This window comes from Flavobacterium sp., assembly GCF_020217025.1.
GTDB lineage: Bacteria > Bacteroidota > Bacteroidia > Flavobacteriales > Flavobacteriaceae > Flavobacterium.
This window is the reverse complement of the sequence record NZ_JAIWOF010000026.1, coordinates 1-10,000: the sequence shown is the minus strand read 5'-3', so window position 1 is coordinate 10,000 and position 10,000 is coordinate 1. Positions and strand designations below refer to the sequence as shown.

Sequence of the window (10,000 nt, the reverse complement as noted above, 5' to 3'; positions counted from 1 at the left end):
AGAGTTAAAGATTCAATTAGCAAATTCTTAAACAACAACGGTTCTAAATCGGTTGATTATTTCCATAAAAAATTAGGTTTGATTATGTGGAATAAAGTAGGAATGGGAAGAAATGAAGCAGGATTAAAAGAAGCTATTGCTGAAATCGCTCAATTAAAAGAAGATTTCTACAAAGATGTTTATGTTCCTGGAAGTGCTGATGAATTAAACCCTGAGTTAGAAAAAGTATTAAGAGTTGCTGATTTCATTGAGTTAGGTCAATTGATGGCAATGGATGCTTTACAACGTAAAGAGTCTTGTGGAGGTCACTTCCGTGAAGAATATCAAGATGCTGAAGGAGAAACATTACGTGATGACGAAAACTTCAAATTTGTTGGAGCTTGGGAATACAAAGGTGATGACATCAGCAAAGAAGAACTTCACAAAGAAGAATTGAAATATGAAGAAATTAAAATTGCAGCTAGAAATTACAAATAATAGATTATGAGTGCAGCAAAAAATATCAATATAAACCTTAAAATTTGGCGTCAAAAGAACGCTAGTTCAAAAGGTAGCATGGAAACTTATAAATTAGATAATGTTTCTACTGCAAGTTCGTTTTTGGAAATGTTAGACCAATTAAACGAGCAATTAATTAACGAAAAGAAAGAGCCAGTAGCATTTGATCACGATTGTCGTGAAGGTATTTGTGGTATGTGTTCTTTATACATCAACGGACGTGCTCACGGACCTGATACAGGAATTACTACATGTCAGTTACACATGAGAATGTTCAACGATGGTGATACCATCTATATCGAGCCATGGAGAAGTAAAGCGTTTCCAGTAATTAAAGACTTAGTAGTTGATAGAAGTGCTTTCGATAGAATTCAACAAGCAGGTGGTTTCGTATCGGTAAACACTTCTGGAAATACAATTGACGCAAACTCAATTCCAGTTCCTAAAGACGATGCAGACAAAGCGTTTGAAGCAGCGGCTTGTATTGGATGTGGAGCTTGTGTGGCAACTTGTAAAAATGGTTCTGCGATGTTATTTGTTGGAGCAAAAGTATCGCAATATGCTTTATTACCACAAGGTAAAGTAGAAGCTACACAACGTGTGTTAAACATGGTGCGTCAAATGGACGAAGAAGGATTTGGAAACTGTACAAACACCGGAGCATGTGAAATCGAATGTCCAAAAGGAATTTCGTTAGAAAACATCGCTCGTATGAACAGAGAATACTTAAAAGCTTCTTTGAAATAATTCATTAGAAACTTCAAAATAATAAAACGCATTCATTCATTTGGATGCGTTTTTTTGTATTTTTAATAAAAATTTTATCTAATGAAAATCGCACTTTTTCAAACCAAATTAGCTTGGGAAAACCCAGAAATCAACCGAACATTCATCGAAGAATATTTTTTAAATGAAGACGAATCTTTTGATTTATTCGTTTTGCCCGAAATGTTTACTTCAGGTTTTACCATGAATCCAGCTGCTGTAGCTGAAACTATGGAAGGCGAAACCATAATTTGGTTGAAAGAACTAGCTAAACGAAAAACCTGCGCCATAACAGGAAGTTTAGTTGTTAAGGAAAACGAAAATTTCTATAACCGAATGGTTTTTGTGTTTCCATCTGGCGAAGTGCAGTTTTATAATAAACGCCATTTATTCACTTTAGCTGGAGAAGAAAAAGTGTACACAAAAGGAACTGAAAAAGTAATCATAAATTATAATAATTGGAACATCTGCCTACAAATTTGTTACGATTTACGCTTTCCAGTTTTTGTTCGAAATGTTGAAAATTATGATTTGTTATTGTATGTTGCCAATTGGCCAAAACCACGTATAAACGCTTGGGATGCATTATTAAAAGCACGTGCTATAGAAAATATGTGCTACACCATTGGTGTTAATAGAATAGGTGAAGACGCCAACCATTTAGAATATCCTGGACATTCTAAAGCGATTGATTATCTTGGAAATCCAATTTTAGATTGCGAGGATGAGTTAGGTGTTTTTATCTTTGAATTAGATAAAATCGCTCAAAATGATGCTAAAATAAAATTTAATTTTTTGAATGACAGAGACGATTTTAATATTCGCTAATCTAAAATAAAGTCTTGCTCTACATCCCAATTGGATCTTACATCAATCAATTTTGGGAAATAGATGATTTCTTCTGCTTGTTTTTTAGCTAAGTAATCACCGGTTGTCCATTCATTATCAGAATTATCGTCGTAGATAATCCTTATGGTATATAATTTTGGTTCGATAGTTTCAAAATAGATACTTGATTCTTTTGTTGAAGTGGTTTTATATAAAACCTCATTTTTATCTAACAATTCAACTATAAAAGGGTAGCGTTTAACGTTTATAAAATTGATTTTTAAGTTCCCATAGTCGGAAAGTTGTTTGGTGGAAAAATTGAATTTTATTGAATCGTTTGACTTGTCATAAAAATCTTTAATAGCACCAGGGAGTAATTCTATTGTGTATTTTTCATTTTCTTCTTTTTTAAAATCGAAGGAAATTTCTTGCTCAAAATCGTGATGTTTTGAGGTGAATTTTACAGCTATTGAATCTTTGTTTTTCAATATAATTTTTGACTCGTCAATTGTTACGATAGGGGTCGTTGTTTTCAAAACAAAAGCGTCTCTAAATGCTAAAACACTACCTGTTTTGTTTTCGATTTTTAAAGAGTCTGATTCTTTTAGATTTTTGAGTTTAGAGGTGAATTTTTTGGAATAAGTTCCATTTTTGACAGCAATTTGAATGGAATCCATTTTTACGTTGGGATAAAAAATCTGAACAGAATCTTTATCTTTTGATGGAAATTTTCCGATTTTAATGGGCACTTCTTTATTGTTATAACTAGCAGTGATAGTGGTGTTTTTAAAATCTCCTTGATAGCCTAAGAAAAGTTTATTGTTACTTTCCTGTGTTGGCTTTTCTGCTTTAAATGGTCTCTTTTCTTGAAATAATTCCAATTCAAACATATCTGTGGTGGGAATTGTAATTGGATACTCAATAAATCCTATTTTGTCTGTATCAGGATTAAATTTATTGTTGTTAGCTTTGTCTTTAAGTGCTATAATCTTGTAAGAACCTTCTTTAAGGTTTTCAAGAGAAAATACTTTTAAACTGTCTAGTGTACTAGTAATATAAAGTGGCGTTTCTTTATATACTGTTGAATCGGTAAAGGTTTTAGCATCGTAAAGCATAACACTAATAAAACTATCCGGTTTTTGCTCATACGCATCTTTTACTTTTCCTACCACCGTTAAAGAATCTATATAACTTCCCGTTGATAAAACGTATTTGAATTGCGAATAAGGATTTCCTTCGTTGTTATCCGTAATGCTTTGTCCAAAGTTGAAACTATAAGTAGTATTTGGTGCTAAAGTATCAAGTATTTTAATTGAAATATATTTACTAGCGCTTCCTTGAGGAACAATGATAGGTTGTTTTTTCATTGGAGGCGAAATAATCAATTGTTTGTTTACGTCTTTCACTTTGATTAATTCATCAAAATTGATTTTGATTTCGTTTCCTTTAAAATTAGTGGAAAAATTATCAGGAGAACTATATATAATCTTAGGTGCAATAGTATCTTTTTTGCCACCAGTAATAGTGCCTCTTTTAGCGCAATTGGTTAACAATAAAAGGCTTGCCAATAGAAAGGCTATGTGTTTTAACTTTGTCATCTTTTCAAATAATAGAGTTGCAAAATAACGACTATAATTAGTACAAACATACAACTTTTAGTAATTTTTATGATAGCGTATAAGCAATGGTTACAATACTCACTTTGCTGTTTGGTATTTTTAATAATGCTTTTGCACAAGCCTCAAGGGTAGCGCCTGATGTCATTACATCATCTACAAGTAAAAAGTGTTTGTTATAGTCTGTTTCAGTGAAATTCGTATCAAATAAGGCGTTGGTTATGTCTTTTCTGTTTTCTTTGTCTTTTTTTGTTTGTGTTTTAGAATATCTGCTTCTATATAATAAATTAGGATTATACGGAATCTTAAGTTCTTTTGACAGCGCTTCGCAAAAGGTTGTGATTTGGTTATAACCTCTTTCTTCTAATCTTTTTTTGTGAAGTGGAACAGGAATTATTTCGGAGACTGTTTTTATATTTGCAACGGATTCCAAGTCTTTTGCATACCATTCGCCTAATATGGTTCCAATTTCTTGGTGTTTTTTGTATTTTAGATTATGAATTAAGTTTTGAACAATCCCTTTTTTGTGAAAGTACAGCATAGATGCGCTAAATTCAATTGGGATTATGCCGTAAAATTTTTTTGTTGTATCATTGCCTGACAAAATATGGTGGTTGGTGTAAGGTAAATTGTGATTACATTCGGTGCAAATGATTTTTTCATTTTGAAGTAATAATGAATGACAACCCATGCAAAGTTTTGGGAAAAGTAAGTTTATCAGATATTTTAGCATTTTATCGATTAATTATATCAACATTAACATTTTTAAATAAATTTATAAAAAAGTTTATAAAATGACACGTAGAAAAAATAAAATAACAAAAATTAGCATCTTAATATTGATGTTTTTGTCGTTGTTTTTAGGTGTCAAATATTATAAAGTTTCTGATGATTTTAATGATTATGTTGAAAGTTCTGATTTAGAAAATAAAGTTCTTGAAAGTCAACTAACCGAGATTTTACATAAATACGATTCGGTTAGTGCAAAAAACAAATTAGATAGTATTCGTTTTAATGATGAGTTTAAGTTGGTTAAATCTGACAATAATTTAGAAAAAAAACACTACAAATTTAATTCAATCGAAGATTCAATAGTTTTTTATGCAAAACAAAAGCAAAATGAAAAAAGTGTTGTTGCTCCAAGAAACTCGACTCCTTTGGTAGCTTCTGATTCAAAAATAGCTCCAAAATCTTCTCAATTATCAGCATTAAATATAAACGCTAAAGGAGTTAAAATTTACTCTGATGCTTACAAAATGAGTGAAGCTAAAATCCAACAATTAAGAGTTTGTTTTACTTTAGAAGAAAATCAATTGGTAAATTCGGGTGCTAAGACAATTTATGTGCAAGTAGTAAACCCAAAAAATCAAATTATCTCTTTAGGAGATACTTCTGTTGAATCAGATACTAATGTTAAATTACAATATAGCGCTTCTGTTAATACTAATTATCAGAAAAAAGATACTGATGTTTGTACTTATGTCGATTTAGAAAAAAATAAAACGATTAAAGGGAAATACAAAATCAATATTTACCACGATTTTGTTAAAATTGGTACTACAACTTTCGAATATTAATAATTCTTATTTTTATTCCTTAATTTCTTTTCTTTATTTCATTCCTATTTTTACTTTTGCACTATGGCAAAACAAGATGATATTTTCAAAAATGTAGTTTCGCATGCAAAAGAGTACGGATTCATATTTCCGTCAAGCGAAATTTACGATGGACTTAGTGCGGTTTATGATTACGCACAAAATGGTGTGGAGTTAAAAAAGAACATCCGTGAATACTGGTGGCAATCTATGGTGCAAATGCACGAAAATATTGTAGGATTAGATTCTGCTATTTTAATGCATCCAACCACTTGGAAAGCTTCAGGACACGTTGATGCCTTTAACGATCCGTTAATCGACAACAAAGATTCTAAAAAAAGATACCGTGCCGATGTTTTAATTGAGGATTATGCCGAAAAATTAAATCAAAAAGCACAAAAAGAAATCGACAAAGCACGTGAGCGTTTTGGTGCTGCTTTTGATGAAGAGCAATACAAAACAACCAATCCACGTGTGATGGAATATCTGTCTAAAAAGAAAGAAATCCTAGAGAGAATGGCGCGTTCTTTAGAGACAGAAAACCTTGCCGATGTTAAAGCCTTAATCGAAGAATTAGAAATTGCTTGTCCAGAAAGTGGTTCTAAAAACTGGACTGATGTGAAGCAATTCAACTTAATGTTTGGAACTAAATTAGGCGCTTCTGCTGAAAATGCAATGGATTTATATCTTCGTCCAGAAACGGCTCAAGGTATTTTCGTAAACTTCTTAAACGTTCAAAAAACAGGTCGTATGAAAATTCCTTTTGGAATTGCTCAAACCGGAAAAGCGTTTAGAAACGAGATTGTAGCAAGACAATTCATCTTCCGTATGCGTGAATTTGAACAAATGGAAATGCAGTTTTTCGTAAAACCAGGAGAAGAAATGAAATGGTACGAATACTGGAAAACAACTCGTTTAAATTGGCATTTATCGCTTGGATTAGGGAAATCAAACTACCGTTTCCACGACCACGAGAAATTAGCGCATTATGCAAACGCAGCTGCAGATATCGAATTCAATTTCCCATTCGGATTCAAAGAATTAGAAGGAATTCACTCGAGAACCGATTTCGATTTGAAAGCACACGAACAATTCTCAGGTAAAAAATTACAATATTTTGATAACGATACCAATTCAAACTACACGCCTTATGTGGTGGAGACTTCGGTTGGTTTGGATAGAATGTTCTTAGCGGTTTTCTCAAACTCGTTACAAGAAGAAGTTTTAGAAGACGGTTCTACAAGAACAGTTTTACGTTTGCCTTCGGTATTAGCACCAACAAAAGCTGCCGTTTTACCATTAGTTAAAAAAGATGGCTTACCAGAAGTAGCTCGTAAAATTATCGATGATTTAAAATGGGATTTCAACGTAGCGTATGATGAAAAAGATGCGGTTGGAAGACGTTATAGAAGACAAGATGCTTTAGGAACACCATTTTGTATCACAGTGGATCATCAAACATTAGAAGATGAAACGGTAACGATTCGTCACAGAGATACAATGCAACAAGATAGAGTGAAAATTTCCGAATTACGTGATATCATTAACAACGAAGTTTCAATGAGAAACTGGTTGATGAAAATGTAATTGAAAGTTCAAAGTAAAAAGTTCAAAGTAAAAAGTAAAACCCCAAATTTCAACTGAAATTTGGGGTTTTTATATTTTCTAAATTCAGAATTCAGAATTCTAACTTTCAAGAGCATTCCAACCTCTTGCTTTCAATGCAATCTTCGTATTGGCTCTTGTAATCAAATGATTTCCTTCGGTAGCTGCCACCATGTGTCCGATTACGGTGAAATTTGGATTGCCTTTGATTTTGTCAAAATCTTCCATTTTAATCGTGAAAAGCAATTCGTAATCTTCGCCACCGCTCAAGGCAACGGTTGTAATGTCCAAATTAAATTCTTCGCAGACATTAATCAATTGCGGATCCACTGGAATTTTCTCTTCATATAAATTACAACCTACATTGCTCTGTTTGCACAAATGTAAAATCTCCGACGATAAACCATCCGAAATATCAATCATAGCAGTGGGTTTTATTTCTAATTTTTCTAGTAATTCTTTGATGTCGTTACGCGCTTCTGGTTTTAATTGACGTTCGATTAAGTAGGTGTAATCGTCCAAAACCGGTTGGTTATTTGGATTCACTTGAAATACTTGTTTTTCGCGTTCCAAAACTTGCAATCCCATATAAGCAGCACCAATATCACCTGAAACGACTAATAAATCATTTTCTTTTGCGCCATTTCGGTACACGATGTCTTCTAAATTCGCTTCACCAATTGCGGTAATGCTAATAATCAATCCTTTTTGCGAAGAAGTTGTATCGCCACCAATCACATCTACATTGTAAATTTTTGAAGCTAACGTAATTCCTTCAAATAATTCTTCCAAAGCTTCTAAAGGAAAACGATTCGAAACCGCCACCGAAACTGTAATTTGAGTCGGAGTCGCGTTCATCGCGCAAATATCAGATACATTAGCAACAACGGCTTTGTATCCTAAATGTTTTAACGGCATGTAAGCCAAATCAAAATGAACGCCTTCGACTAATAAATCGGTTGAAATTACCGCTTTTTTATCGCCAAAATTCAATACCGCAGCATCGTCACCAATGCTTTTAAGAGTCGATTCTTGATTAATCGTGAAGTTTTTAGTTAAGTGTTCAATTAAGCCAAATTCGCCTAATTGCGATAAACTGGTTCTTGATTGGTCTTTATTTTCTAACATGGATTATTTTTTTGCAAAGATAACAACATCTTTGTCAACCTGAACTTGTTTCAGGTTCTTTTACTAAATTCGGCAAATAAAAGTTAGGGATGCTGAAACAAGTTCAGCATGACAATATAGTTTAATTGTCTAATTCATTCAACTTCTCATAAATCAAACTCGTTTCATAGCCTTTACGAAGTAAGAAATCGACGAATTTTTTGTTCTTTTTTGATCCTTTTCGTTCGGTGATGTTGTTCCAATGTTTTTCGGCTAACTGATGAAAATTTTCTAAATACGTTTCCTCTGGAATTTCTTTTAAGGCAATTGTGATGATACGTGAGGAGATGTTTCGAAACTTCAATTCATTTACAATACGGTTTTTACCCCAAAATTTATAGTTGTGTTTGCCACGAACAAAACTCTGTGCAAAACGTTCTTCGTTAATGAAATTGTTTTCGATTAGATACGTTAGAACTTCTTCTTTTTCAGATTGACTAACAGAAAACGAATACAATTTTTCCTCCACTTCCTTGTAGCAACGCTCTTGATACGCGCAGTAAAATTCCATCTTAGAATAGATTTCTTTCAAGGAAAAAGCGGATTTATTAGTTTTCAATTCGTTAACAATTTAATAATGCAATAAATATTTCATAATCAAAAAATTATGATTTATCTTTGTTGGCTTTTTTTTAAGCAAATAAGCATAATCAAACCAAATCTAATATTTTCATTCAAAGTTATGAAATTAAAATTACTTATTGTTGCGTTATTTTTCTCGGTTTTAGGGTGGGGACAGGTTACAATTTTTTCTGAAAACATGTACAATGGTAGTGGGGGAGCTTCAGGAAATACAATCGCTGCACACGAAACTAATAATAGGTTCAATGAAGATGGTTTAACCTATTCTGGTACAGGAGATATGCGAACGTCAGGTCCGTCGTCTGGCTATGGAACCGCTTCTGGGACATGGAATGTTATGATGAATGCAACAGGAGAAACATTTGTTATTGATGGTATTAATGCTTCTGCATATACTTCTCTTGTTTTAAGTTTTGGTGTTGGTAAGGCTGCAAATGCACCAAATGGCTCTACATTGATTGTTGAATATAGTACAACTGGTTCAGGTGGTTCTTTTACGGCAATTACTTGGCCTTTATTACCAACTGGAACAGGAACAAGTTATGCAACCACATATTATTACAGATCGTCAACATCAGTTATACCTTCAAATGTAACAACAATTAGATTCCGAACGACTACTACAGATGAATTTAGAGTTGATGATGTTTTGTTGGAAGGTGTTATAGCTTCCTCAAATACAATTACTACTGATGCTTTTTCAGGTAGTTATTGTGTAAGTGTATCAACGGGAGCTTCGGTTTCAGTTCCATTTACTAGTGTGGGTACTTTTAATGCGGGTAATGATTTTATCGCCCATTTATCAAATGCATCAGGTGTTTTTCCAGGTACGCCTATTGGAACTTTATCAGCTTCGGGTGTTAATCCTTCGGGGACTATAACTGCTACAATTCCAGCAGGAACAACGGCGGGAACAGGATATAGAATTCGTGTAGTTTCAAGTAATCCAACAGTTATTGGAACGGATAATGGAACTAATTTAACGGTTCAAAATTCAGCGGCAATAACTGCTCAGCCTTCTACTACGGTTCAAAACCTTTGTCAAGGTTCAGCGGCTACGGCTTTATCGGTAACGGCAACTGGTACTGCTTTAACGTATCAATGGTACAGTAATACAACAGCCACCAATTCTGGCGGAACTCCTGTTGGAACAAATAGTGCTTCTTATACACCGGTTACAACTGCAACAGGTACTTTATATTATTATTGTGTAGTTTCGGCAGCTTGTGGAGCTTCGGTTACTAGTAATGTTTCGGGTGCGGTTAATGTAACAGCAATTCCAAGTGCACCAGCTGGAACTATAAATATTTCAGCTAACCCATCTTGTGGAGCAGCAACTTTGAC

Annotated in this window: 9 protein-coding genes and 1 pseudogene; 6 read left to right on the top strand and 4 right to left on the bottom strand. The window is 33.4% G+C overall.

Annotation, left to right across the window (positions count from 1 at the left end):
• From LDL23_RS01150 to LDL23_RS01140, 3 genes and pseudogenes are all read left to right on the top strand, one after another.
• Positions 1 to 477 (top strand): annotated as a pseudogene (locus LDL23_RS01150) (fumarate reductase/succinate dehydrogenase flavoprotein subunit); the annotation flags it as partial.
• Between the two features lie 6 nt (positions 478 to 483).
• On the top strand, positions 484 to 1,245 hold the full coding sequence (locus LDL23_RS01145) for a succinate dehydrogenase/fumarate reductase iron-sulfur subunit (RefSeq protein WP_231842532.1): 762 nt from the start codon (positions 484 to 486) through the stop codon (positions 1,243 to 1,245).
• Between the two features lie 81 nt (positions 1,246 to 1,326).
• Positions 1,327 to 2,091 carry a nitrilase family protein gene (locus LDL23_RS01140; protein WP_291264062.1) on the top strand — a complete coding sequence of 255 codons (765 nt, stop codon included), beginning with the start codon at positions 1,327 to 1,329 and terminating at the stop codon, positions 2,089 to 2,091.
• Here LDL23_RS01140 and LDL23_RS01135 read toward each other — a convergent pair.
• Together LDL23_RS01135 and LDL23_RS01130 are read right to left on the bottom strand one after the other, a co-directional pair.
• Positions 2,088 to 3,689, bottom strand: a complete 1,602-nt coding sequence (locus tag LDL23_RS01135; protein ID WP_291264061.1) for an Ig-like domain-containing protein — start codon at positions 3,687 to 3,689, stop codon at positions 2,088 to 2,090. The genes LDL23_RS01140 and LDL23_RS01135 overlap by 4 nt on opposite strands.
• Positions 3,690 to 3,756: 67 nt before the next feature.
• Positions 3,757 to 4,398, bottom strand: coding sequence for a ComF family protein (locus LDL23_RS01130; protein WP_291264060.1), 642 nt, complete (start codon positions 4,396 to 4,398; stop codon positions 3,757 to 3,759).
• Positions 4,399 to 4,501: 103 nt separating this feature from the next.
• On the opposite strand from LDL23_RS01130, the gene LDL23_RS01125 reads away from it, so the two are divergent.
• Together LDL23_RS01125 and LDL23_RS01120 are read left to right on the top strand one after the other, a co-directional pair.
• On the top strand, positions 4,502 to 5,284 hold the full coding sequence (locus LDL23_RS01125) for a hypothetical protein (protein WP_291264059.1): 783 nt from the start codon (positions 4,502 to 4,504) through the stop codon (positions 5,282 to 5,284).
• A 63-nt stretch (positions 5,285 to 5,347) separates the two neighbouring features.
• Positions 5,348 to 6,889: a glycine--tRNA ligase gene (locus LDL23_RS01120; RefSeq protein WP_291264058.1), complete on the top strand. Its 1,542-nt coding sequence runs from the start codon at positions 5,348 to 5,350 to the stop codon at positions 6,887 to 6,889.
• Between the two features lie 99 nt (positions 6,890 to 6,988).
• On the opposite strand, the gene thiL is transcribed toward LDL23_RS01120, so the two are convergent.
• Together thiL and LDL23_RS01110 are read right to left on the bottom strand one after the other, a co-directional pair.
• Complete coding sequence (thiL, locus tag LDL23_RS01115) at positions 6,989 to 8,035, bottom strand: thiamine-phosphate kinase (protein ID WP_291264057.1); 1,047 nt, start codon at positions 8,033 to 8,035, stop codon at positions 6,989 to 6,991.
• 121 nt (positions 8,036 to 8,156) lie between these two features.
• Complete coding sequence (locus LDL23_RS01110) at positions 8,157 to 8,585, bottom strand: regulatory protein RecX (RefSeq protein ID WP_291264056.1); 429 nt, start codon at positions 8,583 to 8,585, stop codon at positions 8,157 to 8,159.
• A 171-nt stretch (positions 8,586 to 8,756) separates the two neighbouring features.
• On the opposite strand from LDL23_RS01110, the gene LDL23_RS01105 reads away from it, so the two are divergent.
• Positions 8,757 to 10,000, top strand: a 1,244-nt coding sequence (locus LDL23_RS01105; protein ID WP_291264055.1) for a hypothetical protein, incomplete at its 3' end; no start/stop codon positions are given.